The sequence below is a fragment of the Kocuria sp. HMSC066H03 genome (assembly GCF_001812045.1).
GTDB classification, from domain to species: domain Bacteria; phylum Actinomycetota; class Actinomycetes; order Actinomycetales; family Micrococcaceae; genus Kocuria; species Kocuria rhizophila.
Map to the genome: position 1 here is coordinate 60,928 of NZ_KV807503.1, position 25,508 is coordinate 86,435.

The window sequence follows — 25,508 nt, forward strand, 5'->3', positions numbered from 1 at the left end:
CCGACCCAGACGTGAGTTCGTTCCCATGAGTGAGTCCTCGACCCCGCCCTCGTCCGCAGCCGGCGCCACGCCGGTCACGTCCGCAGCCAGCTCCGGCACCGCCCGGCTGCCCGTCAACTGGCGTGTCCTGATCGCGGCGGCCGTGGTCATCATCGGCCTGTCCGCGTGGGCCATTGCCGCCCCTGAGCAGGCCGACGCCGTGATCGGCGGCGTCGTCGCGTGGGTGGCCTCCCGCCTGGGGTGGTTCTACGTCCTCACCGCCACGGTCGTGATCGGTTTCGTGATCATGGTGGCCGCGAGCCGCGGCGGCAAGGTCCGCATGGGCCCCGACCACGCGCGGCCGCAGTTCAACATGTTCACGTGGACCGCGATGCTCTTTGCTGCGGGCATCGGCGTGGACCTCATGTTCTTCTCGGTCTCCGAGCCCGTCAGCCAGTACTTCGCGCCGCCCTCGGGGGAGGGCGAGAGCCTGGAGGCGGCACGTCAGGCGGTCGTGTGGACCCTGTTCCACTACGGCATCACCGGCTGGGCCATGTACGCCCTGATGGGCATGGCCTTCGGCTACTTCGCGTACCGCTTCGGCATGCCGCTCAGCATCCGCTCCGCGCTCTACCCGATCCTGGGCAAGCGCATCCACGGCGTGGCCGGCGACGCCGTGGACACCGCCGCGCTGCTGGGCACCGTCTTCGGCGTGGCCACCTCCCTGGGAATCGGCGTGGTGCAGCTGAACTACGGGCTGAAGTCCCTGTTCGGCGTTCCCGAGAACCTCGCCGTGCAGGCGGCCCTGATCGCGGTGGGCGTGGGCATGGCCGTGGTCTCGTGCGTGTCCGGCGTGGACAAGGGGATCCGGCGGCTGTCCGAGCTGAACATCGTGCTGGCGATCGGTCTCATGCTCTACGTCCTGCTCGCGGGCCGCACGTCGTTCCTGCTGGACGCCATCGTGATGAACGTGGGGGACTTCATCTCGAGCTTCCCGGGCATGACCCTGGACACGTTCGCCTACGAGGCGCCGCAGGAGTGGATGAGCGCCTGGACCCTGTTCTTCTGGGCGTGGTGGATTGCCTGGGCGCCCTTCGTGGGGCTGTTCCTGGCCCGGATCTCCCGCGGCCGCACCCTGCGCCAGTTCGTGGTGGGCACCATGACCGTGCCGTTCACGTTCATCCTGCTCTGGATCTCGATCTTCGGGAACTCGGCACTGGACCTCGTGGTGGGCGGCAACACGGAGTTCGGCGAGGTGGCCATGAACACCCCCGAGCGCGCGTTCTACTCGCTGCTGGAGCAGTACCCCGGTGCCACGCTCGCCGCCTCGATCGCCACCTTCACGGGCCTGCTCTTCTACGTGACGTCCGCGGACTCCGGGGCGCTCGTGATGAGCAACTTCACGTCCCGCATCGACGACCCCAACCAGGACGGCCCCAAGTGGCTGCGGGTGTTCTGGGCCGTGGGCACGGGTGTGCTGACCCTGGCCATGCTCCTGGTGGGCGGTGTGACCACGCTGCAGAACGCCACCCTGATCATGGGCCTGCCGTTCTCCGTGGTGATGTACCTGATCATGGTGGGGCTGTGGCGGGCCCTGCGCGTGGAGGTCAGCACCGCCGAGTCCGGTGCGGTGGCCAGCCGCTCGGCCGTGGCCGGGCGCACCGGCCGGGACACGCACTGGCGGGCCCGGCTGTCCCGGCTGGGCAGCTATCCCGGCGCCCGCGCCGCCCAGCGGTACGTCAAGGACGTGGCCGCTCCCGCGCTGGACACGCTCGCCGCGGAGCTGCGCGGGTCCGGGGCCGCGGTCACCGTGGTCACCGACCCGGTCGAGGAGAACCCGTCCCTGCAGCAGGTGTGCCTGTCGGTGGACCTGGCCCCGGAGCGGGACTTCGTCTACCGGGTGCACCCGGTGGCGTTCCCCACCCCCGGCTTCGGCGGGTTCCGCACCAATCCGGACTCGGACCGCTACTACCGCCTGGAGGTCTTCACGGCCACGGGCTCCCTGGGCTACGACGTCCTGGGCTACACCGCCGAGCAGCTCATCAACGACGCACTGGACTGCTACGAGCGTCACCTGGAATTCATCCGGCTCAACCACGAGCACCCGGGCAGCACCCAGATCGGCCTTCCCGCGGCCGAGACCGGCGCCCCGGTGGACAGCTCCCCGACCAAGGAGGACAACGCATGAGCACCACCCTGTACATCGACGGCCAGTGGGTCCCCGCCCAGCAGGGCGGCACCCGCACGATCACGTGCCCCGCGGACGGAACCGAGGTGGCCGTCGTCGCCGAGGCCACCCGCGAGGACACCGAGCGCGCGATCGCCGCGGCCCGCGTGGCCTTCGACGACGGCCGCTGGTCCGGCGTCCCCGCCCCCGAGCGCGGCGCGTTCCTGCTGCGCGTGGCCACCCGGCTGCGAGAGCGCGCGGACGAGTTCGCCCGGGCCGAGTCCCTCGACACCGGCAAGCGGATCGAGGAGTCCCAGCAGGACATGGTGGACATCGCCAACTGCTTCGACCACTTCGGCAGGATCGCCGCGGACGACGCCGGGCGCGTCGTCGACGCCGGGGACCCGGACGTGGTGAGCCGCGTGGTCCACGAGCCCGTGGGCGTGTGCGGTCTCATCACCCCGTGGAACTACCCCCTGCTGCAGGCCGCGTGGAAGATCGCGCCGGCGCTCGCGGCGGGCAACACGTTCGTGCTCAAGCCCGCGGAGCTCACCCCGCACACCGCCATTCTCATGATGCAGGTGCTCGAGGAGCTGGAGCTGCCGGCGGGCGTGGCCAACCTCGTGCTGGGCGCCGGAGCGGAGGCGGGCGCGCCGCTGTCCTCGGATCCCCGCGTGGATCTCGTGTCCTTCACCGGCGGTCTCGTCACGGGCCGCGTGATCGCCCGCGAGGCCGCGGCCACCGTCAAGAAGGTGGCCCTGGAGCTGGGCGGGAAGAACCCCAACGTGGTCTTCGCGGACGCGGACTACGACGCCGCCCTGGACAACGCGCTGAACGCGGCGTTCGTGCACTCGGGCCAGGTGTGCTCCGCGGGGGCGCGGCTGGTGGTCGAGGAGTCCATCGCGCAGCGCTTCGTGGACGACCTCGTGGCGCGTGCCGAGGGCATCCGACTGGGCGGCCCGTTCGACGAGAAAGCCGAGACCGGCGCGCTGATCTCCGCCGCGCACCGTGACAAGGTGCACGCCTACGTGGAGCACGCCCGGGAACAGGGCGCGCGGGTCCGGTGCGGTGGCTCGTTCGCCGAGGGCCCCTCCGCGGACGGCTCCCTGCAGCTGGAGGACGGCTTCTTCTACCTGCCCACGGTGATCGACCAGTGCACCCCGGACATGGACTGCGTGCACGACGAGGCCTTCGGGCCCACCGTGACCGTGGAGACCTTCCGGACCGAGGAGGAGGCCGTGGCGATCGCCAACGACACCCACTACGGCCTGGCCGGTGCGGTGTGGTCCCAGGACGCCGGCAAGTCCCAGCGCGTGGCCGGGAAGCTGCGCCACGGCACCGTGTGGATCAACGACTTCCACCCCTACCTGCCCCAGGCGGAGTGGGGCGGCATGAAGCAGTCCGGCGTGGGGCGAGAGCTCGGCCACGACGGGCTGGGGGAGTACCAGGAGACCAAGCACGTCTACCAGAACGTCCGCCCCGCCGTCACCGGCTGGTTCGCACAGCACTGAGCGCACCGCGGGCCCGCCCGGGGCACGACGCCGCCACGGCGCAGGTGCGCCCGTACGGAACCTCGGCGCGCTGAGCCGCCCGCTGGGCGGTCTCGCGCGCCCGAACACCTCACCGGCACCGACGCCGCGGTCCCGCACCGCGGCGTCGGGCACCCACCGAAGGGAGAAGGCATGACCGAGAAGAACACCATCGCCGAGTACGACTACGTGGTCGTGGGCGCAGGATCCGCAGGGGCGGTCGTCGCCGCCCGGCTGAGCGAGGACCCGGACGTCACCGTGGCCCTGCTCGAGGCCGGCGACCACGACGCCGGGTACCCGGAGGTCCTGCAGCTCAACCGCTGGATGGAGCTGCTGGAGTCCGGCCACGACTGGGACTACCCGCTGGAGGAGCAGGAGAACGGCAACTCCTTCATGCGCATGGCCCGTGCCAAGGTGCTGGGCGGCTGCTCGTCCCACAACTCGTGCATCGCGTTCTGGGCCCCGTCCGAGGACCTGGACGAGTGGGAGTCGAAGCACGGCGCGCAGGGCTGGAACTCCGAGCTGGCGTTCCGGCTGTACCAGAAGCTCGAGAACAACGAGGACCCGGGCGCCCACCACGGCCACGACGGGCCCGTGCGGCTGCGCAACGTGCCCCCGGCGGATCCGAGCGGCGTCGCCCTGCTGGACGCCGCCGAGCAGGCGGGGATCCCGCGCGCGGACTTCAACACCGGCAAGACCGTGACCCAGGGCGCCAACTTCTTCCAGATCAGCGCCCGGGAGGACGGCACCCGCTCGTCCTCCTCCGTGAGCTACCTGCACCCCGCGCAGGACCGGGAGAACCTCACGATCCTCACCGGCACGCAGGTCAAGCGCGTGCTGTTCGACGAGGACCGCCGTGCGACCGGCGTGGAGGTCACCGACAACGCGTTCGGCAAGGCGCACACCATTTCGGCGCGCCGCGAGGTGGTCGTCTCCGCCGGGGCGATCGACACTCCCAAGCTGCTCATGCTCTCGGGCATCGGACCCGCGGAGCACCTGCGCGAGGTGGGCGTGGACGTGCTCGTGGACTCCCCGGGCGTGGGCTCGCACCTACAGGACCACCCGGAGGCGGTGATCCAGTGGGAGGCGAAGAAGCCCATGGTGGAGGACTCCACCCAGTGGTGGGAGATCGGCGTCTTCGACCAGGTGGACGAGGGCCTGGACCGCCCGGACCTGATGATGCACTACGGCAGCGTGAACTTCGACATGCACACCTACCGGCAGGGCTACCCCACGGCGGACAACGCGTTCTGCCTGACCCCGAACGTCACGCACGCCCGCTCCCGCGGCACCGTGCGGCTGCGCACGCGGGACTTCCGCGACAAGCCGCGCGTGGATCCCCGCTACTTCACGGATCCCGAGGGCTACGACATGCGGATCATGACGGCGGGCATCCGCCGGGCCCGCGAGATCGTGGCCCAGCAGGGCATGTCCGAGTGGGCCGGGAGGGAGCTCTTCCCGGGCGAGGACGTGCAGAGCGACGAGGAGATCGCCGACTACATCCGCCGCACCCACAACACGGTGTACCACCCTGCGGGCTCGTGCCGCATGGGCCCGGTGGAGGACGCGGACTCGCCGCTGGACCCCCAGCTGCGGGTCAAGGGCGTCACCGGACTGCGTGTGGCGGACGCCTCCGTGATGCCGGAGCTCGTGACCGTGAACCCCAACATCACGGTCTACATGATCGGTGAGCGCGCCGCGGAGCTGATCGACGAGGACCGGCAGGGCACCGGGCGCTGATCCGTCCGCTACCGGACACCACTGGGGCCCGGCACCGTGCGCGGTTCGCGCGTGGTGCCGGGCCCCAGTGGTGATCGAGTGCTGGTGCTGTTCAGGTGGCAGCCGTCCGCCGGAGCGCCCTTGCCCCGGTGGGGGCGGCTCAGGCCGGCAGCGGCTCCAGCTTGAAGAAGGGCATGCCGCCGGTCACCCGGGACGCTCCCGGCACGAGGAGGCGACGGTACTTGGCGCACCACTGTCCCCGGCCGCGCGTGTGCTGGGTGGCGAGCGCGAGTTCACGGACGTCCTCGGTGCGGAACGAGCGCTCGTGCCCGTCCGCCCCGGTGAGGGAGACGAGCTGGTGGGCGACGTCTGCGCGGACGGTGACGTCCACCCACTGCTCGCGGGACTCGGTCCCGGCGTCGGTGCCGTGCGATGGTCGCTGTGCTGTGCTGTTCATGGTGTGTGGCCTTCTGTGCTTTCTGGCTGCTTGCCGGAGCCACGCGTGTGACCCGGCCTCTTCGTCATCCAATCCACCCCTGGACCGAGGGTTGGCGTGCGCCGAGTTGGAGCTCGGGGTGCGCAGGGGCGTGTCCGCCCTCGCGCAGGCGCATCTCGTGAAGATGGTTCGAGCGTAGCCAGGCGGTCCGGGCGCGAGCCAGGGACCGGCCGGGAATGTCATCAAAACTTAACCAATGCACCCCGTGAGACCCGGATCACGGGGTGCTGGGATACAGATGTGGTCGACATCACCGCAATTGCGGTCTGCGAGGGGTCTTCGGGGCGCACGTGCGGCACCGGGGGGGGGCATCTGCCGTGCCCCGGGGAGGCTCACTGCAAACCGGCGGGTCCCGTCCGTTCGAGCCTGGATCCGGCACGTGCCCGCAGCCGGCGGGCGTTGACCGTGCGGGCCCGTTCGTAGTGCTCGACCAGCTGGTCGCACACCCCGGCCCACGTGCGCGGCTGGACCGTGCGGTGGGCGGTGCGCGCGAACGCGAGGCGCTTGGCGTCGTCGCCCACGAGGTCCCGGACGCGCTCGCGCAGCTGCTCGGTGTCCCCGGGGCGGTAGAGCCACCCGGTGCGGGAGGAGTCCACGAGGTCCAGGGGACCGCCGCGGCCCACGGCCACCACGGGCACGCCGGAGGCCATGGCCTCCTGGATGGTCTGGCAGAAGGTCTCGTGCTCGCCCGGGTGGACGAACACGTCCAGGGAGGCCATGGCGGTGGCGAGCTCCGTGCCTGCGAGGAAGCCCTCGAAGTGGGCGTTGGGCAGCAGCGTGCGCAGGGACTCCTTCTCCGGGCCCGAGCCGATGACGACCACGCGGGTGTCCGGCAGCGAGTCCAGCACCACCAGGTCCGAGACCTGCTTCTCCGGGGCGAGCCGGCCCACGTAGCCCACGAGGCGCCGGCCGCCGCCCACGCGCTCCCGCCACGCGTGGTCCCGCAGCTCGGGACGGAAGCGGGCCGTGTCCACGCCGCGGCGCCACATGTGCACCCGCTGGACCCCGTGCTCGTGGAGCGCGGCGATGGATGCCGTGGAGGGCGCCAGGGTGAGCGTGGCGGTGTTGTGCATGGTGCGCACGTGGGACCACATGGCCTTCTCCAGCACCGGGGCCCCGTAGCGCGCGGCGTAGCCGGGGACGTCCGTCTGGTACACGGCCACGCACGGAAGGCCGAGGCCGTTGGCGGCCTGGATGGCCTGCCAGCCCAGGATGAAGGGGGAGGCCACGTGCACGACGTCCGGCGCGAACCGGTTCAGGATGCGCTGCATGCGGGCGACGCTGCAGCTGGCCACCCGGACCTCCGGGTACCCCGCCAGGGGCAGGGACGGGATGCGCTCGATGCGCACGCCGTCCACGTGGTCCACGGAGCCCAGGAAGAGGGTCTTCTCGTACGAGGGGGCGATCACCATGGCCTCGTGGCCGCGGTCGCGGAGGTGCTCCAGGACGCGGAGGACGGAGTGCGTGACGCCGTTGACGTGGGGGAGGAACTGTTCGGCCACCAGTGCGATTCTCACGGTTCCCACGGTGGGGGCCGCGCCCCACCGCAGCGTCACCCCACGGTGGCCCGCGGGTGAAATCCGGGCGAACAACGCTGCCCTGGCGGACGGCGCGGGCGTGGGAGGATGGGAGGGATGAAACTTCCCTCTGTGCCCGGCGCCGTCTCGGGCGTACGCGACCGCTGGCGGGCCCGCGGCTCCTCCGCCGCGCAGGACCCGACCGAGCCCCGCCCCGGACGCGGGGACGACGGCATCCCCATGCCCCTCCCGCTGCAGGGGGTCATCGAACTCCTGGTGGTGGCCGCGGTGAGCCTGCTGCTGGGTGCCCTCCTGCTCGGCGCCGTCTGGGCCGCGGGCGGCTCGGACACCCTCGGGGCCGGGGGCAGCCTGCGGCTCGCGGGCCAGGTGTGGCTGCTGTCCCACGGGGCTCCGCTGTCCATCCAGGCCGTCGAGGGTCTGTCGCTCGCGGGCGGCACCGTCACACTGGTGCCGCTGGGCCTCACCCTGATCCCGTTCGGCCTCTCGGTGGTTGCCGGACGACGGATCGCCCGGGCGTGCTGGCGCGGCCAGTTCCTGCTGCCGTTCGCCGCGGGCATGGTCGGCTACGCGGTGTTCGGCGCACTCGTGGGGCTGCTCAGCCGCACGGAGGAGGCCTCGGTGGACCTCGTGGCCGCGGCCTTCTGCCCCCTCGTTCCCGTGGCGCTGGGAACCCTGGTGGGTGGCTGGAGCGTCTCCCGTTCCCTCGCGGCCGTCCTCGGAGCCGACGCCGCGTCCTGGCTGCAGCGCACGAGCCAGTACTCCCGGTGGGCCGGTTCCTACGTGTGGGCCGTGATCCGCGCGGGCTTCCTGGCCGCCGTGGCCGCCGTGGCAGGGGGCGCGCTGCTGCTCGCGGCGGCCCTCGCCTGGAACTGGGACGCCGTCATCGCCGTCTACCAGGACCTCGGCACGGATCCCGCGGGGGACACCGCCCTGACCGCGCTGCAGCTGGGGTACCTGCCCAACATGGTGGTCTGGGCGCTCGCCTGGGCCACGGGCGCGGGATTCTCGCTGGGGGCGGGGACCACCACGTCCCCGTTCCAGACCGCGCTGGGCCCTCTTCCCGAGGTGCCCGTGCTCGCGGCCGTGCCCACCGGCGACCCGTGGGCCTTCGCCCCGGGGGTGCTGGCCATTCCGGTGGTCGCCGGTCTGCTCGCGGGCTGGTGGTTCTGCCGGGAGGGGGAGAACCACCTGGACGACTGGATGGCCATCCGCCTGCCCCTGCGCTGGATCACGTTCCTGCTCTCCACCGTGCTGACCGTCGTGTTCATTGCGGCGGTGGGCGCCGGGCTGGTCTCGGTGCTCGCATGGCTGTCCCACGGCTCGCTGGGGATCGGCCGGCTCACGGACGTCGGCCCGCACGCCGGGTCCGTCTTCCTGTGGCTGGGCGCCGAGCTCGCCGTGGGCGCCGCCGTGGGCTACCTGCTCGGGCCCTGGCTGGAGCACGAGGGCTACCGCTCCCGGGCGCGGGCCACCGCGGACGACGACGCCGCCCCGGCCCCCGACGATCCGCACCGTGCCGGCACCCCGACCACGGACCCCCTGGACCCCACGGGTGCGGACGGAGCGTCCGAAGAGCCCTTGGGCGCGCCCGCCGCAACCGGAGCACGACGCTGGCGCCTGGGGGGACGCGGGAACCCGGTGCAACCCACCTCGCAGGACCACGCGGCCTCGGGCGCGGCCGGCGGGGAGGACGCGGACGTCACCGCGGGACGCGCTCCCGCCGGCTCCTCGGAGCCTCGTGGACGCGACCCCCGGCAGCCCGTGACCGCAACGGCGCCCCGGAAGCTGTCTGCCACGGCCGGCCGGTCCGGGGAGGAGCCACCACGTGCCGGGCGCCCGACCGGCGGGTCCACTGCGGTGTCGCTGGGTGCCGGGCCCGAGGACCGGCCCGCGGTGTCCGCGCGGGAGGAGGCCAAGCGGCGTCGTGCCGAGCGCCGGTCCGCCAAGCGCAAGGCCGCGCGGCTTGCCGCGATGGACCGGGAGAACGAGCGCTAGCTCCCCGCAGGAAGGACGGACCGCCCTGCCGGGTGCCTCAGGTCGAGGGTGTGCCGGTCGGTGTGCCCGACGCCGCGCTCGACGGGGCGGCGGTGGGGGACCCGGTGCCGGTGGTCGTCGCGGACGGCGAGGGCGAGGGCGAGGCGGACGCGGACGGATCGGGCGAGGGCTGCTGCGTGGGGAAGCCGGTCTCCACGGGATCGCCCGAGAGGTGGCGCCACACGTTGTCGGTGAGCTGCTGCTGGCACTGGGACGTGGAGGACAGCGTGAGCGCCCGGTCCGTGCACTCCTGGAACGCCTCGGACGCCGGCCACACAAGCAGCCGGCTGCCGCCGCCGAAGGCGTTGAGCGTGCCCCACAGGATCGCGATGACCGACAGGGAGATCACCAGGGCCCGGACCGCGGAACCCCGCAGCCGCGAGAGGGCCACGATGCCCAGGACCACACCCGCGACGGCCAGGACGATCCCGAGCACCGTGGCCCAGACGTCACCGCTCACGAAGGCGGAGGCCAGCACGGCCAGCCCGGCCGCGGTGGCGGCGAGCTTCACGCGCGCGGAGTCCGCCGCAGAACGGCCCGAGGGATCGGGGGAGCCGGGGGTGCGGTCGTGGGGCGGCGTGCCGCGGTGGGGCGAATCCTGCATGCCCACCACTGTAGGCGAGGCGCGGGGGTGCCCCCGCCGGGGTCCGCGGCCCGGCCCGGCCGTTAGCATGGGCCCATGCGCATAGTGGTTCTGGTCTCGGGGTCCGGCACGAATCTGCAGGCGGTCATCGACGACCTGCACCACGGGGAGGCCCCCGTGGAGATCGTCGCGGTGGGCGCCGACCGGCCGTGCACGGGGCTCGAACGGGCTGAGGCCGCCGGGATCACCACGTTCCTGGTGCGCCCCGCGGACCACCCCGACCGGGCGCAGTGGAACCGCGCACTGGAGCGCGCGGTGGCCTCCCACCACCCCGACCGGGTGGTGTTCGCGGGCTTCATGCGCATCGTGGACGCCGAGTTCGTGGCCGCGTTCCCCGGGCTCGTGGTCAACACGCACCCGTCGCTGCTGCCGTCGTTCCCGGGGGCGCACGCGGTGCGCGACGCCCTGGCCTACGGTGTGAAGCTCACGGGGGCCACCGTGCACGAGGTGGTCGCGGACGTGGACGCCGGGCCGATCCTCGCCCAGGTCGCCGTGGCCGTGGAGGACCAGGACACCGAGGACACCCTGCACGAGCGCATCAAGACGGCCGAGCGGCAGCTGCTCGTGGACTGCCTGGCCGACCTCGCCCGCTGAGCAGGCCCGCCGCACAGGGCTGCGCCGGCGACCGCGGCCTTAGACTGGACCGGGCGCTGTCCTGCGGTGCCCCGCACCGTCGCCGCCGCGCCGGACCACACGTCCCCACGTCTTCCTGGAGAGTCCGTGAACACTTCCGACCTGAACCGTGTGCCGCTCAAGCGTGCCCTGATCTCCGTGTACGACAAGACCGGCCTCGAGGAGCTCGCCCGCGGGCTGCACGAGGCCGGCGTGGACATCGTCTCCACCGGCTCCACCGCGAAGACCATCCAGGCCGCCGGGGTCCCCGTGACCGAGGTGGCCGAGGTCACCGGCTTCCAGGAGTGCCTGGACGGGCGGGTCAAGACCCTGCACCCGCGCGTGCACGCCGGGATCCTCGCGGACCGCCGCAAGCCGGAGCACGTGCAGCAGCTGTCGGAGCTGGAGATCGAGCCCTTCGACCTGGTGGTGGTGAACCTGTACCCGTTCCAGGACACGGTGCGTTCGGGCGCCGGCCAGGACGACGTGGTGGAGCAGATCGACATCGGCGGGCCCTCCATGGTGCGGGCCGCCGCCAAGAACCACGCCGCCGTCTCCGTGGTCGTGGACCCCGCCGGCTACCCCGACGTGGTGCGCGCCGCCCAGGAGGGCGGCTACGACCTCGCCGCCCGCCGCAGGCTCGCTGCGGCCGCCTTCGCCCACACCGCGGCCTACGACACCGCCGTGGCCACGTGGACGGCGCAGCAGTTCGACCACGACCTGGAGGCCAACTTCTGGCCGCCCTACGCCGGACTGGCCCTGCAGCGCGCCGAGTCCCTGCGCTACGGCGAGAACCCGCACCAGAAGGCCGCGCTCTACACGGACGACGCCGCCTCGCCGGGCATTGCGCAGGCCGAGCAGCTGCACGGCAAGGCCATGTCCTACAACAACTACGTGGACGCGGACGCCGCACTGCGCGCCGCCTACGACTACGACCAGCCGGCAGTGGCCGTGGTCAAGCACAACAACCCGTGCGGCGTGGCCGTGGCCACCCCCGGTGCCGCGGACCCGATCGCGGACGCCCACCTCAAGGCGCACGCGTGCGACCCGCTCTCCGCCTACGGGGGAGTGGTGGCCGCCAACCGCCCCGTGACGGCGGAGATGGCCCGGAACCTCAAGCCCGTGTTCACGGAGGTGGTCGTGGCACCGGAGTTCGAGCCCGAGGCCCTGGAGATCCTCTCCGCCAAGAAGAACATCCGCCTGCTCGTCCTGCCCGAGGGCTTCGACCGGGATCCCCTCGAGGTGCGCGGGGTGTCCGGTGGTGCGCTGATCCAGCAGGCGGACCGCCTCGACGCCCCCGGCGACGACCCCGCGAACTGGACCCTGGTCGCGGGTGAGCCCGCGGACGAGCAGACCCTCGCGGACCTCGAGTTCGCGTGGCGCTCCCTGCGCGCCGTGAAGTCCAACGCGATCCTGCTCGCGGACCACGGCGCCTCGGTGGGCATCGGCATGGGCCAGGTCAACCGCGTGGACTCGTGCCGGCTGTCCGTGGAGCGTGCCAACACGCTCGCCGAGGACGGTGCGCAGCGCGCCCGCGGTGCCGTGGCGGCGTCGGACGCGTTCTTCCCGTTCGCGGACGGGCTGCAGGTGCTGCTGGACGCCGGCGTGCGCGCCGTGGTCCAGCCCGGCGGCTCCATCCGGGACGAGGAGGTCGTTGAGGCGGCCCAGGCCGCCGGCGTGACCATGTACCTCACGGGAGCGCGCCACTTCTTCCACTGAGCTGCGCCCGCTGGAAGCCGGCGGGCACGGCGGCGGCCCGGACTCCACGAGTCCGGGCCGCCGTGGTGCCCGGGGGTTCCCCGTCAGGAGTTCAGCGCGCGGTGCTCCCGGGAGAGCACGATGTAGTGCTGGGCGTTGCGGCTCACCGCACGACGCTCCTCGCCCGTGAGCTCGCGGCGCACCTTCCCCGGCACACCGGCCACGAGGGAGCCCGGCGGCACCTCGGTCCCCTCCAGGACCACGGCGCCCGCCGCGATGAGGCTGCCGCTTCCCACCACGGCGCCGTTGAGCACGGTGGCGTTCATGCCCACCAGGACGTCGTCCTCCAGCGTGCAGCCGTGGACCACCGCGCCGTGGCCCACGCTCACGCGCTCGCCGATCGTGGTGGGGTGCTCCGGGTCCGAGTGGACGGTCACGTTGTCCTGCAGGTTCGAGTTCGCCCCGATCCGCAGCGGGGAGCGGTCCCCGCGCACCACGGCGCCGTAGAAGATCCCCGCGCCCGCCCCCACCGAGACGTCCCCCACCAGGGTCGCGTTCGGAGCCACGAACGCGGTCTCGGACACCACGGGGCGGCTCTGGCCGTAGGAGAGGACGAGCGGTCCGCGGGCGGCGTCGGACGCGGAGGAAGCACTGTGTGTCATGCGGCACAGTCTAGTGCGGCCCGGCCCGGCGTGCGGTGGGCTGCGCTCCCCGGGGCGGGGACCGCAGCGGTCCGCAGCCTCGTGGCAGTGCCGGGCGCGGGCCCCGGGCTCGGGCCCCGGGTGACGCCGCCGTGCCCGGCCCGGTGGCGTCACCCGCCGTGCCTCAGGACTCGCCGGCGTCCGAGATGAACCGGCGGCGCAGGGCCGCGGTGGCCTTCTCCGGGCGGCGCGACTCGCGGTGGCGCAGTGCCACGGAGATCTTCTGGCCGCCCTTGAGCACGTACTCGGCGTCGTTGACGTGGATGGTCACCGGATCCGCCTTCACGGAGCTGCCCTCCAGCTCCAGGATGTCGTGGTCCAGGGAGACCTCGATGACCTGCCCGTAGTACAGGACGGTGAAGTCCACGGCTTCGATCTCACGCGGCAGCGCGGGCTGGAACTCGAGCCAGTCGCCGCGCACGCGCAGCCCGGCGTAGGCGCGGGTGACCACGTCCACCGACCCGGCCATGGCACCCAGGTGGATGCCCTCTCCCGTGGTGCCGCCCTGGGTGTCGTCCAGGTCGACCATCAGGGCGTCCTGGAAGGAGCCCCACGAGCGGTCCGGGTCCAGCCACGCGAGCACCGCGGCGTTGACCACGCGGGACAGGGACGAGCCGTTCGAGGAGCGGGCGATGTAGTGGTCCACGGTCCGCTGCACGGCGTCCAGGTCTGTGGTGTAGCCCATGCGGGCGAGCTCCTCGATCACACCCTCCGGACCCAGCAGGTAGACCAGCATGATGGTGTCCGCCTGCTTGGTCAGCTTGTAGTTGTTGGTCATGTCCCCCTCGTTCTCGAGGAGGAGGTCCAGGCGGCCGATGTTGCGGTACTTGTTCCGGTAGAAGTCCCAGTCCAGTTCCGCGAGCTCGTCGTAGCCCTCGAACTGGGCGATCGTGCCGTCCGCGTTGAACGGGACGTACATGTTCTTGGCCATGTTCAGCCAGGTCTGGACCTCCTGCGGGGAGATCTCGAAGCGGGACTCCAGGTACTCGCGCTGGTGCTCCACCATGTCGTTGAAGATGTGGGCGGAGTGGCGGAACAGCCACGAGGCGAGCACGTTGGTGTAGGCGTTGTCCTTCAGGCCGCCGCCGTGCTGGCCCGCGGGGCCGTCGTGGTACTCGTCCGGGCCCATGACCCCGGCGATGTGGTACCGCCCGTCGTGGGAGTCGTACTCCGCCAGGGACGCGAACAGGCGGGTGATCCCGATGATCAGCTCGGCACCCTGGCCGGAGAGCCAGTCCATGTCACCCGTGGACTCGTAGTACACCCACGCGTTGTAGGCGATCGCGAGCCCCACGTGGAACTGCCGCCAGGAGTTGTCCGGCAGCCAGCGGCGGGAGTGGTGGTTGTACAGCTCCGGGGGAGTCTCCTCCCGGCCGTCGGAACCGGACTGCCACGGGAATGCCGCACCGTAGAGGCCGATCTCCTGGGCCCGCTGCTGGGCCATGGCCAGGCGGCGCCAGCGGTAGGAGAGCAGGGAGCGGGTCACGTGCGGCTGGCGCATGTTGATCACCGGCAGGATGAACAGCTCGTCCCAGAAGATGTGGCCGCGGTAGCCCTCGCCGTGCAGACCGCGGGCGGGGACACCGGCGTCGCGCAGGGTCAGGTGCGGGGCCAGGGTCTGTGCGGCGTGGAACAGGTGCGTGCGCATGGCGAGCTGGGTGCTCAGGTGCTCCGGGGTGTCCTCCGTGGACTCCAGGGTGACCTCGTAGCGGTCCCAGAACCGGGCCCACTCGATCTCGTGGGACGCGAGCAGCTTGCGCACCCCGAACGGCGTGCGGTTGAGCTCTGCGAGCGCCCCGTCCCGCGGCGAGCCGATCGCGGCGTCGCGGCTGGTGACCACGGCGGTGGTGCTGTCCACGAGCACGGGGCTCCACGGCGTCACCTGCACGGTGTGGCGGCGGAACTCGATGCCACCGGGGCGCACCTCGCGGCGCTCGGTCACCGCACCCTCGCACTCGATGCGGGTGCGCTGGGCCATGGCGATCTCGATCTTGGACTGGGACGTGCGCACGAGGGACAGCAGGGTCTCGTGCTCGTCCGGCAGCGTGGTGGAGTCCAGCAGCAGGAGGTGGTGGGAGTTGAGCTCGCGGTACTCGGCCACCCCGCTGTTGGTCACCGCCGGGTCCACGCCCGTGCGCACGTGCAGCCGCCCCTGGTAGCCGCGCGAGACGATGCGCGTCTCTTGCGCGCCCAGGTGGCGGTAGCGCAGGGACACCAGGCGGCGCTGCTCGATCTCCAGGCTGCGCTCGGGCTCCGGGTCCGCGGGGTCGGCCTCGGTGTCCGTGAGCACGAGCGTGCGGATGAGCACACCCCGGCGCAGATCCAGCTCCACACGCTCCTGCGACGCGCGCAGCCCGCCCTCGGACCACCAGCGGCCGTCCGAGAACCGCAGGTCCAGGTGGAGCCAGTTGGGGGCGTTGACCATGGACTCGTGCTCCACGTCCCGCCCGTTGACGTGGCTCAGCACGCGGTTGAACACGCCGGCCAGGTAGGTGCCGGGGTAGTGCACGCCGTTGGCGGGGAACTCGCACGCCGCGCCGCGCACGCCCATGTAGCCGTTGGCCAGCGTCAGCAGCGCCTCGCGGCGGGCCTCGGTGGCGGGGTCGAAGCCGTCAAAGACGAGCCGCCAGGTGTCGTCCCGGCGGGCCCCCAGGTCCAGCTCGGAGACGTCGTTGAGCACCACGTGGGCACCGGCACGGTAGAGGCGCTCGCGGGCGCCGTCGCGGTTGACTCCCACCACCAGGCCGAAGCCACCCGCGGCACCGGCCTGGACACCGGCCACGGCGTCCTCCACGACCACCGCGTCCGCGGGGTCCACCCCGAGCAGCCGGGCGCACTCCAGGAAGGTGTCCGGCGCGGGTTTTCCGGGCAGGCCGTTCTCCGCGGCCCAGTTGCCGTCCACGATCCGGTCGAAGGAGTCCTGCAGCCCGGCGGCCGCGAGCACCACACCGCTGTTGCGGCTCGCGGTCACGAGTCCCACCGGCACGCCGCTGTCCCGCAGGCGTCCGATCAGCGCCACGGTGCCGTCGAAGACACGGACCCCGTGCTCGGCGAGCTCCTCGTGGAAGAACCCGTCCTTGGCGCTCGCCTGCCCCTGCACGGTCCAGTCCCCGGGCTGCGGGTCTGCGTGGCCGTCCGCCTCCGGGAGGGCCGCCCCGCGGGCGGCGAGCAGTGCACGCACACCGTCCTCGCGGCGTCGTCCGTCCACGTGGGCGCGGTACTCGCCGGCCATGTCGAAGGGTTCGCGCTCCACCCGGCCGCCCGGCTCCGCGGGCTCGAGCCGGGGATCCTGCAGCAGCTGGTCGAACAGCTTCTTCCACGCCCGGGCGTGCACGCCGGCGGTGTCCGTGACCACGCCGTCCATGTCGAAGATCACGGCGGCGTAGCGGGTGCGCAGCACGTCCACGGGTTCCGACGGCGCGTGGCCGTCCGACACGCGGGGCATGGCGGCGGTGAACGGGGCAGTGGGAAGGACGTTCACGGCGCGGGTACTCCTAGCACAGGCAACGGGTGGAAGGGATGGTGCGGATGCTCGCAACCTCCAGGGACAACGGCGGCCCGGCGTGCGTCGACCGCGCGAGTGCTCCGCGAGCGGTTCGGGCACACACGTTACCGGCATTCGTCCCCCGCGTACCACACCGGGCTCCACCCCACCGGTACGCGGCCGGACCCGCGGGCGGGGGAGGGGGACGCGCGCCCGGTCCGGCGGGAAGCCGTGTGACGCACCGGACAGCAGCTGGGCGGCGCACGGATATGCTGGTGCGGACCCTACCGACGACGAAGAAGGTGGAGCATGACGCCGACCCCGGCAGACTCCGTGACCAACCAGCCGCTCTCCCAGGTGGATCCTGACGTGGCGCGCGCGATCGACGACGAGCTGGGCCGCCAGCGCTCCACGCTCGAGATGATCGCCTCCGAGAACTTCGCACCGCGCGCCGTGCTCGAGGCGCAGGGCTCCGTGCTGACCAACAAGTACGCCGAGGGCTACCCCGGGCGCCGCTACTACGGCGGCTGCGAGCACGTGGACGTGGTGGAGAACCTGGCCCGCGACCGCGCGTGCGAGCTGTTCGGGGCCGAGCACGCGAACGTGCAGCCACACTCCGGCGCGCAGGCCAACACCGCCGTGATGGCCGCGCTCATGCAGCCCGGTGACACCCTCATGGGCCTCTCACTGGCCCACGGTGGACACCTCACCCACGGCATGAAGATCAACGTCTCGGGCAAGCTCTACAACATCGCGGCCTACGAGGTGGACCCGGACAGCTACCGGATCGACATGGACAAGGTGCGTGCGCAGGCCCTGGAGGCCCGCCCGAACGTGATCGTGGCCGGCTGGTCCGCGTACTCGCGCCAGCTGGACTTCGAGGCCTTCCGCTCCATCGCGGACGAGGTGGGCGCCAAGCTGTGGGTGGACATGGCCCACTTCGCCGGACTGGTGGCCGCGGGCCTGCACCCCAACCCGGTGCCGTACGCCCACGTGACCACCTCCACGGTGCACAAGACCCTGGCGGGCCCGCGCTCCGGCGTGATCCTGTGCGAGGCGGACCTGAAGAAGAAGATCGACTCCGCGGTGTTCCCGGGGCAGCAGGGCGGACCGCTCATGCACGCGATCGCGGGCAAGGCCGTGGCGTTCAAGATCGCGGCCTCCGAGGGCTTCGCCGAGCGCCAGCAGCGCACGATCGAGGGCGCCCAGATCCTCGCCGAGCGGCTCACCGCACCCGACCTCGCCGAGCACGGGGTCTCCGTGCTGACTGGCGGCACGGACGTGCACCTGGTGCTCGTGGACCTGCGGGACTCCGAGCTGGACGGCAAGCAGGCCGAGGACCTGCTGCACCGCGCGGGCATCACCGTGAACCGCAACGCGGTGCCGTGGGACCCCCGCCCGCCCATGGTCACATCGGGGCTGCGGATCGGCACCCCCGCGCTGGCCACCCGCGGCTTCGGGGCCACGGAGTTCACCGAGGTCGCGGACGTGATCGCGCAGGCCCTCAAGCCCGGTGCGGACATCGACGGGCTGCGCTCCCGGGTGGACGCGCTCACCGAGCAGTTCCCGCTGTACCCCGGCCTCGAGGAGTGGTGAGGTGACGGCCAGGATCCTCGACGGCAGGGCCACGGCGGCCCAGATCAAGGACGAGCTGACCGAGCGGGTCGGGAGGCTGCGGGAGTGCGGCGCGGTCCCCGGACTGGGCACCGTGCTTGTGGGCGACGATCCCGGATCGCGCTCGTACGTGGCGGGCAAGCACCGCGACTGCGAGCAGGTGGGTCTGGCCTCGATCCGCAGGGAGCTTCCGGCGGACGCGTCCCAGGAGGAGCTCGAGCGCGTCATCGACGAGCTCAACGAGGACCCGCAGTGCACCGGCTACATCGTGCAGCTCCCGCTGCCCGAGCACATGGACACCAACGCGATCCTGGAGCGCATCGACCCCGCCAAGGACGCGGACGGGCTGCACCCCACCAATCTGGGGCGCCTGGTCCTCAACGTCAGCGAGCCCATGACCTCCCCGCTGCCGTGCACGCCGCACGGGATCGTGGAGCTGCTCACCCGCCACGGGGTGGAGCTCGCGGGGCGTGAGGTGCTCGTGATCGGCCGCGGCGTGACCGTGGGCCGTCCCATGGGCCTGCTGCTCACCCGGCGAGAGATCAACGCCACGGTCACGCTCGCGCACACGGGCACGCAGAACCTGCCCGAGTTGCTCGCCCGGGCGGACGTGGTGGTGGCCGCGGCGGGCCGCCCGCACATGGTCACCGCGGAGCAGGTCAAGCCCGGCGCGGTGCTGCTGGACGTGGGCGTCTCCCGCGTGCCGGATCCGGAGACGGGCAAGGGCAGGCTCACGGGTGACATCGACCCCGCGGCCGCCGAGGTCGCGTCCTGGATGTCCCCCAACCCCGGCGGTGTGGGTCCCATGACGCGCGCCATGCTGCTGGTCAACGTGGTCGAGTCCTGCGAACGGCAGGTCGCCGGTGAGGCCTGAGTCCTCCGCCGTCCACGACGCCGCCCGGCCGCCTCCTCCGCGGGGCCGCCGGGCGGCGTCGTCCCATCTCTGGCCGCGGCGCCGGGTCCGTGGGTCAGGTGCGGGAGGCGGCCGTGCGGCGTCGCCCGTCCGCCACGGCCACGGCCATGGCGAGCAGGACCACCAGGGCGATCACCCCGAAAGCGGCCGCGAACGCGGTGTTCCAGTCCGCGAGCTCCAGCACCGCGAACGTGACGGCCGTGATCAGGGCGGTGCCGATCGCGGTGCCCATGCGCTGACCCGTCTGCAGCACCCCGCCCGCGGCTCCGGCGAACTTCAGGGGCACGTCCGCGAAGCTCAGGGTCTGGTTGGGGGCCATCACGGCGCCCTGCCCCGCGCCGATGAACGCGAGCGAGGCGTAGAAGCACGCGATGGGCCAGCCCCAGTGGCTCATGCCGTGGGCCACGAGCACCGACAGCAGGATCCCGGACAGCGCCACGCCCATGCCGACGACCACCACGGTGCGTCCCCAGCGCAGCACGGCGCGTCCGGAGAGCGGGGCGATGACGGCGGAGAGGACGGACGCGGGCAGACCCAGGGTCCCGGCCTCAAGTGCCGTGCGTCCCAGCCCCTGCTGGGCGTACATGGCCACGACGATCCACACGCTCGTCACGCCCAGGAAGTAGATGGAGATCAGCAGGCTCCCGTAGCTGAAGCTCGCGGTGCGGAACAGTTCCAGGTCCACCATGGGGGAGCCGCCCGCGGTCTTGTACCGGCGCTCCCAGCGCACCCAGGCACAGAGCAGGAGCAGGCCCGCGGGCAGCGACAGCCAGATCCAGGGGCTCACCCGAGCCTCCACGAAGGGCAGCAGCAGGGCGAGCACCGCGACGCCGAACACGCCCACCCCCACGGGGTCCATGTCCACGCGGCCGGGGCGGCGGCGCTGACGGGGCAGCCACAGCAGGGCGAGCACGATCGCGAGCACCGCGATCGGGACGTTCACCAGGAACGCCGCGCGCCACCCCGTGCCGGGGCCCAGCACCTGGATGAGCAGACCGCCCAGCGTGGGCCCGATCGCCACCGCGACCCCCACCACGGAGCCGAACAGGCCGAAGGCGCGGGCGCGTTCCCGGCCCCGGAAGTACTGCTGGATCATGCCCACGGTCTGCGGGTTGAGCATGCCGGAGCCCAGCCCCTGGACCACGCGCCCGATGTTGAGCACCGTGGTGCTCGGTGCCAGTCCGCACAGCAGGGACGCGCCCGCGAACACGGCGATGCCCCCGACGAACAGCTTGCGGCGTCCGAACACGTCCCCGGCCCGCCCGCTGGCCACCAGCAGGACGCCGAAGGCCAGGGCGTAGCCGGTGAGCACCCACTGCAGGGCGGAGGCGCTCGCGTGCAGGTCCTGCTGGATGGAGCTCAGGGTCACGTTCACGATGGACACGCTGCTCAGGGACATGAACAGCGGCACCAGCAGCACCCCGAGGATGCGACGGCGCGCGGCGTCGCTCAGCTCCTCCGGCTCGCCCCCGGAGGCATCGGGACTCGGGGAGTGCTGGGAGGTCGTGGTGGCGGCGTCGTCGGAGCGCGAGGAAGGTGCGGGGTCGTGACTCACCCTCCTTTGATACTCCTGTCCGGGGGCGAGCGCCACGGGCACGACGCCGCCGCGCGGCCCGGTCCTGCGCGATTCGGCACGCACAGCCGGGTTTGAGACAATGACCCCATGCAGCCCATCGGATCTCCCGCCGCCCACCCCGCCGACCCCGACCGCTCACCCCGCTCGGGGCGCACAGCGCTGTGGGGCACCCTGATCGGGCTGGCCGTGCTCGTGGTGATCTTCGTGGTCGCCCTGATCGAGGCGGCCAACGCCAACACGCTGCTGGGCTGGATCCTCGCGGGCATCGCCCTGGGCTGGCTCATGCTCGCTGTGTGGGCGCTGTCCATGGTGCGCAAGGCCGCCGTGTTCGGACGGGAGCAGGTGCGTCAGGCCCAGGAGCAGTTCCAGGCCCAGCACGGCCGAGCCCCCGCCACGTCCGCGGCGGGCGAGGGACGATCGCTGCGGGACGAGAAGCTCGCCCACGGCATGCAGGTCATCCTGGTGCAGTCCAAGGTGGTCAAGGAGCAGCTCTCCTCCCCGGAGGCGGATCCCGAGCAGGTCCGGCGGGCCCTGGAGACCATCGACATGACCGCGGCCAACGGGCTGCGCAGCCTCCGCGACTCCGGCACCCCGGTGAGCGGTACGGTGGTGGACTGATCCTGCGGGACGGGGCCCGGCGGCGTCGTCCCTGCGCGTCAGGGACGCACGAGACATCATGGACGACCGAGGAGACTCAACGGATGGCTGACTCAGGGCAGACGGTACGCATTGCCACGGTGAACGTGAACGGCATCCGGGCCGCCTACCGGCGCGGGATGGCCGAGTGGCTGGCGCCTCGGGGCGTGGACCTGCTGTGCCTGCAGGAGGTGCGCGCACCGGACAAGATCACGCGCGAGCTGCTGGACGAGGACGTCTGGGACGTGCGGCACGCCGAGGCCGCGGCCAAGGGCCGGGCGGGCGTGGCGATCGCCACCCGCCGGGACGCGTTCGACGGCGCCCTGCTGCCCACCGCTTCACGCGTGGGGATCGGCGAGGAGTACTTCGACGACTCCGGGCGCTGGATCGAGAACGACCTCACCCTCCCCAACGGGGAGACGCTCACCCTGGTCTCCGCGTACGTGCACTCCGGCGAGGTGGACACACCCAAGCAGGCGGACAAGTACCGCTTCATGGACGCCATGCTCACGCGCCTGCCGCAGCTTGCGGAGGGCTCCGACCACGTGCTCGTGGTGGGGGATCTCAACGTGGGCCACACCGAGCGGGACATCAAGAACTGGAAGGGCAACGTCAAGAACGCCGGCTTCCTGCCCGAGGAGCGCGCGTACTTCGACCGCTTCTTCGGGGACGTGGGCTACGTGGACGTGGCCCGCAGCCTGGCCGGGGACGTCTCCGGCCCGTACACGTGGTGGTCCTACCGCGGCAAGGCGTTCGACACGGACGCCGGGTGGCGCATCGACTACCACATGGCCACCCCCGGGCTGGCCGCGCGCGCCGAGAGCGCCACGGTGGACCGGGCCGTGAGCTACGACGTCCGGTTCTCGGACCACGCCCCGCTCGTGGTGGACTACCGGCTCGCCTGAGCCGCGGCACCGGTTCGACGCCGCGGGGCTCCTGCTCCGCAGCGGCCCGCGGCCGGTTCCGCACTCGACGCGCCGGTGCCGTCTGCGCTCCGGCCACCACGACCTCCCGCACTCCCGACCACGACGCCGCCGCCCGCACGCGGCGCGTCACCCGCACCTTCACGCACCGCGGCCCTGCGCGGCCCGCACGAACGAAAGAAGACAGCCCCGTGAGCGAACAGAGCACCCCCGTGAACCAGATCCCGCGCGTGGTCTCCGGCGTCCAGCCCTCCGCGGACTCCCTGCACCTGGGCAACTACGTGGGGGCCCTGCGCAACTGGGTGGACATGCAGGACGACAACGACTGCGTGTTCTTCGTGGCGGACCTGCACTCCATCACCACAGGGCAGGACCCGGCCACGATGTCCGAGCGCACCCGGGTCACGGCCGCGCAGTACATTGCCGCGGGCATCGACCCGGAGCGCTCCACGCTGCTGATCCAGTCCCAGGTCCCCGAGCACACGCAGCTGGCGTGGGTGCTCAACTGCATCACCGGCTACGGCGAGGCGGCGCGTATGACCCAGTTCAAGGACAAGTCCGTGAAGCAGGGGGCGGAGAACACCACGGTGGGGCTGTTCACCTACCCGGTGCTGATGGCCGCGGACATCCTGGTCTACCAGGCCCAGCAGGTCCCGGTGGGAGAGGACCAGCGCCAGCACCTGGAGCTGACCCGCACCCTCGCGCAGCGCTTCAACTCCCGGTTCGGCGAGACCTTCACCGTGCCGGACGCCAAGATCCTGGAGAACTCCGCCAAGGTCTACGACCTGCAGAACCCCACGGCCAAGATGTCCAAGTCCGCTCCCTCGGATTCGGGACTGGTCCGGCTGCTGGATCCCGCCAAGGTCAACGCCAAGAAGATCAAGTCCGCGGTCACGGACGACGGCACCGAGGTGCGCTTCGACCGCCAGGCCAAGCCGGGTGTCTCCAACCTGCTCACCATCTACTCGTCCCTGACGGGTACGCCCGTGGACGCCCTGGTGGCCGAGTACGAGGGCAAGATGTACGGCCACCTCAAGGTGGACCTCGCCGAGGTGGTCACCCAGACCCTGGACCCCATCCAGAAGCGCGCCCAGGAGCTGCTCGACGACCCCGCCGAGCTCGACCGGCTGCTGGCCCGGGGTGCCCGGAAGGGCAGGGACATCGCGTCCCGCACCCTGGCCGAGGTGTACGGGCGGATGGGCTTCCTCCCCGGAGCCTGAGGCACCGCGCGGAACACGGTGGGATAGTCTGGAACGCGGCCGAGTCGAGGAGGATCGCGTGAGCGAGCAGCAGACCTCACCCACCGTGCGCCCGGGACACGTCTACGCCGGTGTGGTCATCCGGCTGCCCGAGCCCACGGGCCAGGAGCTGCAGGACTGGCGGGCCTCGTTCGAGGACTCCCCGGCCGCGGGCGTCTCCCCGCACATCACCCTCATGATCTCGGAGTCCCGAGGCGAGTGGGACCGGCTCGTGGAGCACGTCCGCCAGGTGCTGGCCGAGTGGGAGCCGTTCCACCTGGAGATCCACGGCACCGGCACGTTCCGGCCCGTGACCCCCGTGGTCTACCTGGACGTGGAACGCGGCCGCGAGCAGTGCCTCGCCCTGCACCGGGCCCTGCGCGGCAGCGGAATGGACTCCGCCTCCCCCTTCGAGTACCACCCGCACGTCACCCTGGCCCACGGGCTCGACGACGAGGCCCTGGACCGGGCGCAGGAGATGCTGCGCACCTACCGCGCCGGCTTCCTCGTGGACCGCGTGCACGTGTACGAGGGCGACGAGCACGGCCAGTGGCACGTGCGGGAGACCGTCCGCTTCGGCCAGCGGGGTGCGGACGAGCGTGGCTCGCACTGACCCACCCCCGGTGGTTCCCGCCCTCGTGGACCGCGCCGGGCTGACCGCCGAGCACCGTCGACTCCGCGCCGTGCGCCGGGACCTGGCCTCCCACGGCGCCCCCGCGGGACGACGCCTCGGCGCGTTCTTCGCGTGGGCCTTCGCCCGAACGATGGCCCTGTTCCCGGTGCGCACCGTGGGCCACTACACGTTCCACGGCGGCCCCCTCATGGCGGCGGGTCTGGCATACCAGCTGCTGTTCGCCTCCACCGCCCTGCTGGTGATCTTCTTCGCGGCACTCGCCACGTTCCTGGGGACCAACTCGCCGCTGCAGCAGAACCTGGTGGCGGGGCTGACGGAGAAGATCCCCGGGCTGCTGGACGTGGGGGACGGACACGGGGGAGTGATCCCCCTGGAGCTGCTCGAGAACACCGGCCCCTTCTCCGTGGCCTCCACCGTGGCCGGGGTGGTGCTGCTCTACACAGCGTGGCGCTGGGTGGCCGGCGTGCGCCTGGCGACCCGCCGGATGTTCGAGGTGCCCCCGGCGCCCGGCGCTCCGCTGGCGGCCGTGGCCCGGGACCTCGGTTGGCTCGTGGTCGTCGGACTGCTGCTGCTGGCCTCCGCGACCGTGAGCATCTTCGCCTCGGGCGCGGTGGACGGCATCATCGGGTGGCTCGGGGACATCGGGCTCACCACCCTGCAGCCCTGGCTCGACGGTGGGGTGAAGTCCACTATCACCTTCGGCGTGGGCTTGCTCGTGGACTGCCTGATGAGCTTCACCCTGGTGCGCGGCGTGGCCCAGCTCAAGCTGCACCGCAAGGCGCTCACGGTCACCGTGGTGATCGGCGGCCTGGGCTCCCAGCTGCTGCGCTACGGCGGCAGCGAGATCATCGGCCGCGCGGGGGAGAACCCCTACCTGCTGTCCGTGGCCGTGCTGGTGGGTGTGCTGCTGTGGTTCAACGTCTACGGCCAGGTGCTGCTGTTCTCCGCCGCCGCCGGGGCCGTGGTGCAGGCCGACATCCGCGGCGCCCGCGCCCAGCCCGAGCGCGAGGACCGGGCCGTGGCCGCCGTGGCGGCATCCGCCCTTCCCGACGCCGCACGGGGACTCGGTCACGAGGCGCCCGTCGACGTCGGGCGCGCCTCGGGCAGCAACCCCGAACCCACCGACGCGCGGTAGGACCCTTCTTCACTCCGGCCCCGGCCCGCGAACTCGTTCCGCACCCACTGACGCGCGGCCGGACCGCAGACCGTGCACGGCGGTCCTGGGAACACTCGCCAACCACCGCGGGGGCCGGCGGGTGCGTCGCGGTCGTGAAGGCCGGCCGGCGCGTGGCTGTGGTGAGGCGCCCGTTGGGAATCCTCACGGCGCACTCGCGGCAACGACGAAGGCCCCGGGATCCAGAACGGATCCCGGGG

Annotated in this window: 19 protein-coding genes; 13 read left to right on the forward strand and 6 right to left on the reverse strand. The window is 72.2% G+C overall.

Annotation, left to right across the window (positions count from 1 at the left end):
* Positions 1–25: 25 nt before the first annotated feature.
* The 3 genes from betT to HMPREF2833_RS00275 all read left to right on the forward strand — a co-directional run bounded on the left by betT (position 26) and on the right by HMPREF2833_RS00275 (position 5,415).
* The gene (gene betT, locus HMPREF2833_RS00265; protein WP_039100883.1) at positions 26–2,167 is read left to right on the forward strand and encodes a choline BCCT transporter BetT; all 2,142 of its coding nucleotides are present in this window, start codon (positions 26–28) and stop codon (positions 2,165–2,167) included.
* Positions 2,164–3,657: an aldehyde dehydrogenase family protein gene (locus HMPREF2833_RS00270; protein ID WP_070636178.1), complete on the forward strand. Its 1,494-nt coding sequence runs from the start codon at positions 2,164–2,166 to the stop codon at positions 3,655–3,657. Before betT ends, HMPREF2833_RS00270 begins: the two co-directional genes overlap by 4 nt.
* A 171-nt stretch (positions 3,658–3,828) precedes the next feature.
* Entirely contained in the window at positions 3,829–5,415 is a 1,587-nt protein-coding gene (locus HMPREF2833_RS00275) for a GMC family oxidoreductase (protein WP_070636180.1), read from the forward strand.
* 139 nt (positions 5,416–5,554) lie between these two features.
* Here HMPREF2833_RS00275 and HMPREF2833_RS00280 read toward each other — a convergent pair whose 3' ends face one another.
* Positions 5,555–5,851: a hypothetical protein gene (locus HMPREF2833_RS00280; RefSeq protein ID WP_019310221.1), complete on the reverse strand. Its 297-nt coding sequence runs from the start codon at positions 5,849–5,851 to the stop codon at positions 5,555–5,557.
* A 371-nt stretch (positions 5,852–6,222) separates the two neighbouring features.
* Complete coding sequence (locus HMPREF2833_RS00285; protein ID WP_070636415.1) at positions 6,223–7,407, reverse strand: glycosyltransferase family 4 protein; 1,185 nt, start codon at positions 7,405–7,407, stop codon at positions 6,223–6,225.
* A gap of 117 nt (positions 7,408–7,524) precedes the next feature.
* Here HMPREF2833_RS00285 and HMPREF2833_RS00290 point away from each other — a divergent pair, with 117 nt between their 5' ends.
* Entirely contained in the window at positions 7,525–9,423 is a 1,899-nt protein-coding gene (locus tag HMPREF2833_RS00290) for a cell division protein PerM (protein ID WP_246829049.1), read from the forward strand.
* Between the two features lie 37 nt (positions 9,424–9,460).
* On the opposite strand, the gene HMPREF2833_RS00295 is transcribed toward HMPREF2833_RS00290, so the two are convergent.
* The gene (locus HMPREF2833_RS00295; protein WP_101888511.1) at positions 9,461–10,066 is read right to left on the reverse strand and encodes a hypothetical protein; all 606 of its coding nucleotides are present in this window, start codon (positions 10,064–10,066) and stop codon (positions 9,461–9,463) included.
* A gap of 75 nt (positions 10,067–10,141) precedes the next feature.
* Between HMPREF2833_RS00295 and purN the strand changes: the two genes are divergently transcribed.
* Positions 10,142–10,699 carry a phosphoribosylglycinamide formyltransferase gene (gene purN, locus HMPREF2833_RS00300; RefSeq protein WP_083310875.1) on the forward strand — a complete coding sequence of 186 codons (558 nt, stop codon included), beginning with the start codon at positions 10,142–10,144 and terminating at the stop codon, positions 10,697–10,699.
* Positions 10,700–10,825: 126 nt separating this feature from the next.
* Positions 10,826–12,436, forward strand: coding sequence for a bifunctional phosphoribosylaminoimidazolecarboxamide formyltransferase/IMP cyclohydrolase (gene purH, locus HMPREF2833_RS00305; RefSeq protein WP_070636186.1), 1,611 nt, complete (start codon positions 10,826–10,828; stop codon positions 12,434–12,436).
* 83 nt (positions 12,437–12,519) lie between these two features.
* On the opposite strand, the gene HMPREF2833_RS00310 is transcribed toward purH, so the two are convergent.
* The gene (locus tag HMPREF2833_RS00310; RefSeq protein ID WP_059280826.1) at positions 12,520–13,077 is read right to left on the reverse strand and encodes a gamma carbonic anhydrase family protein; all 558 of its coding nucleotides are present in this window, start codon (positions 13,075–13,077) and stop codon (positions 12,520–12,522) included.
* Positions 13,078–13,240: 163 nt separating this feature from the next.
* On the reverse strand, positions 13,241–16,597 hold the full coding sequence (locus tag HMPREF2833_RS00315; RefSeq protein WP_059280827.1) for a beta-phosphoglucomutase family hydrolase: 3,357 nt from the start codon (positions 16,595–16,597) through the stop codon (positions 13,241–13,243).
* Between the two features lie 312 nt (positions 16,598–16,909).
* On the opposite strand from HMPREF2833_RS00315, the gene glyA reads away from it, so the two are divergent.
* Both glyA and HMPREF2833_RS00325 read left to right on the forward strand, forming a co-directional pair.
* Complete coding sequence (gene glyA / locus HMPREF2833_RS00320; protein WP_059280828.1) at positions 16,910–18,196, forward strand: serine hydroxymethyltransferase; 1,287 nt, start codon at positions 16,910–16,912, stop codon at positions 18,194–18,196.
* A gap of 1 nt (position 18,197) precedes the next feature.
* On the forward strand, positions 18,198–19,088 hold the full coding sequence (locus HMPREF2833_RS00325) for a bifunctional methylenetetrahydrofolate dehydrogenase/methenyltetrahydrofolate cyclohydrolase (protein WP_039100891.1): 891 nt from the start codon (positions 18,198–18,200) through the stop codon (positions 19,086–19,088).
* Positions 19,089–19,182: 94 nt separating this feature from the next.
* Here the strand turns inward: HMPREF2833_RS00325 and HMPREF2833_RS00330 are convergent, their stop codons facing one another.
* A complete protein-coding gene (locus HMPREF2833_RS00330; protein ID WP_083310876.1) occupies positions 19,183–20,682 on the reverse strand; it encodes an MFS transporter in 1,500 nt (499 codons plus the stop codon).
* A 108-nt stretch (positions 20,683–20,790) separates the two neighbouring features.
* Between HMPREF2833_RS00330 and HMPREF2833_RS00335 the strand changes: the two genes are divergently transcribed.
* The 5 genes from HMPREF2833_RS00335 to HMPREF2833_RS00355 all read left to right on the forward strand — a co-directional run bounded on the left by HMPREF2833_RS00335 (position 20,791) and on the right by HMPREF2833_RS00355 (position 25,269).
* On the forward strand, positions 20,791–21,321 hold the full coding sequence (locus tag HMPREF2833_RS00335; RefSeq protein ID WP_039100892.1) for a hypothetical protein: 531 nt from the start codon (positions 20,791–20,793) through the stop codon (positions 21,319–21,321).
* Positions 21,322–21,404: 83 nt separating this feature from the next.
* Positions 21,405–22,244 carry an exodeoxyribonuclease III gene (locus HMPREF2833_RS00340; RefSeq protein ID WP_039100893.1) on the forward strand — a complete coding sequence of 280 codons (840 nt, stop codon included), beginning with the start codon at positions 21,405–21,407 and terminating at the stop codon, positions 22,242–22,244.
* Positions 22,245–22,453: 209 nt separating this feature from the next.
* Positions 22,454–23,482 (forward strand): tryptophan--tRNA ligase, encoded by a 1,029-nt coding sequence (gene trpS, locus HMPREF2833_RS00345; protein WP_039100894.1) that lies wholly within the window; start codon positions 22,454–22,456, stop codon positions 23,480–23,482.
* A 58-nt stretch (positions 23,483–23,540) separates the two neighbouring features.
* On the forward strand, positions 23,541–24,113 hold the full coding sequence (locus tag HMPREF2833_RS00350) for a 2'-5' RNA ligase family protein (RefSeq protein WP_039100895.1): 573 nt from the start codon (positions 23,541–23,543) through the stop codon (positions 24,111–24,113).
* Positions 24,100–25,269 carry a YhjD/YihY/BrkB family envelope integrity protein gene (locus HMPREF2833_RS00355; RefSeq protein WP_039100896.1) on the forward strand — a complete coding sequence of 390 codons (1,170 nt, stop codon included), beginning with the start codon at positions 24,100–24,102 and terminating at the stop codon, positions 25,267–25,269. The genes HMPREF2833_RS00350 and HMPREF2833_RS00355 overlap by 14 nt, the downstream gene beginning before the upstream one ends.
* Positions 25,270–25,508: the final 239 nt, after the last annotated feature.

Bases quoted from the DNA above. Each gene is read 5' to 3' on its own strand.
- HMPREF2833_RS00310 (WP_059280826.1), bottom strand. From the start codon at position 13,077: ATGACACACAGTGCTTCCTCCGCGTCCGACGCCGCCCGCGGACCGCTC.
- HMPREF2833_RS00290 (WP_246829049.1), top strand. From the start codon at position 7,525: ATGAAACTTCCCTCTGTGCCCGGCGCCGTCTCGGGCGTACGCGACCGC.
- purN (WP_083310875.1), top strand. From the start codon at position 10,142: ATGCGCATAGTGGTTCTGGTCTCGGGGTCCGGCACGAATCTGCAGGCG.
- HMPREF2833_RS00270 (WP_070636178.1), top strand. From the start codon at position 2,164: ATGAGCACCACCCTGTACATCGACGGCCAGTGGGTCCCCGCCCAGCAG.
- HMPREF2833_RS00295 (WP_101888511.1), bottom strand. From the start codon at position 10,066: ATGCAGGATTCGCCCCACCGCGGCACGCCGCCCCACGACCGCACCCCC.
- HMPREF2833_RS00280 (WP_019310221.1), bottom strand. From the start codon at position 5,851: ATGAACAGCACAGCACAGCGACCATCGCACGGCACCGACGCCGGGACC.
- HMPREF2833_RS00340 (WP_039100893.1), top strand. From the start codon at position 21,405: ATGGCTGACTCAGGGCAGACGGTACGCATTGCCACGGTGAACGTGAAC.
- glyA (WP_059280828.1), top strand. From the start codon at position 16,910: ATGACGCCGACCCCGGCAGACTCCGTGACCAACCAGCCGCTCTCCCAG.
- HMPREF2833_RS00335 (WP_039100892.1), top strand. From the start codon at position 20,791: ATGCAGCCCATCGGATCTCCCGCCGCCCACCCCGCCGACCCCGACCGC.
- HMPREF2833_RS00275 (WP_070636180.1), top strand. From the start codon at position 3,829: ATGACCGAGAAGAACACCATCGCCGAGTACGACTACGTGGTCGTGGGC.
- betT (WP_039100883.1), top strand. From the start codon at position 26: ATGAGTGAGTCCTCGACCCCGCCCTCGTCCGCAGCCGGCGCCACGCCG.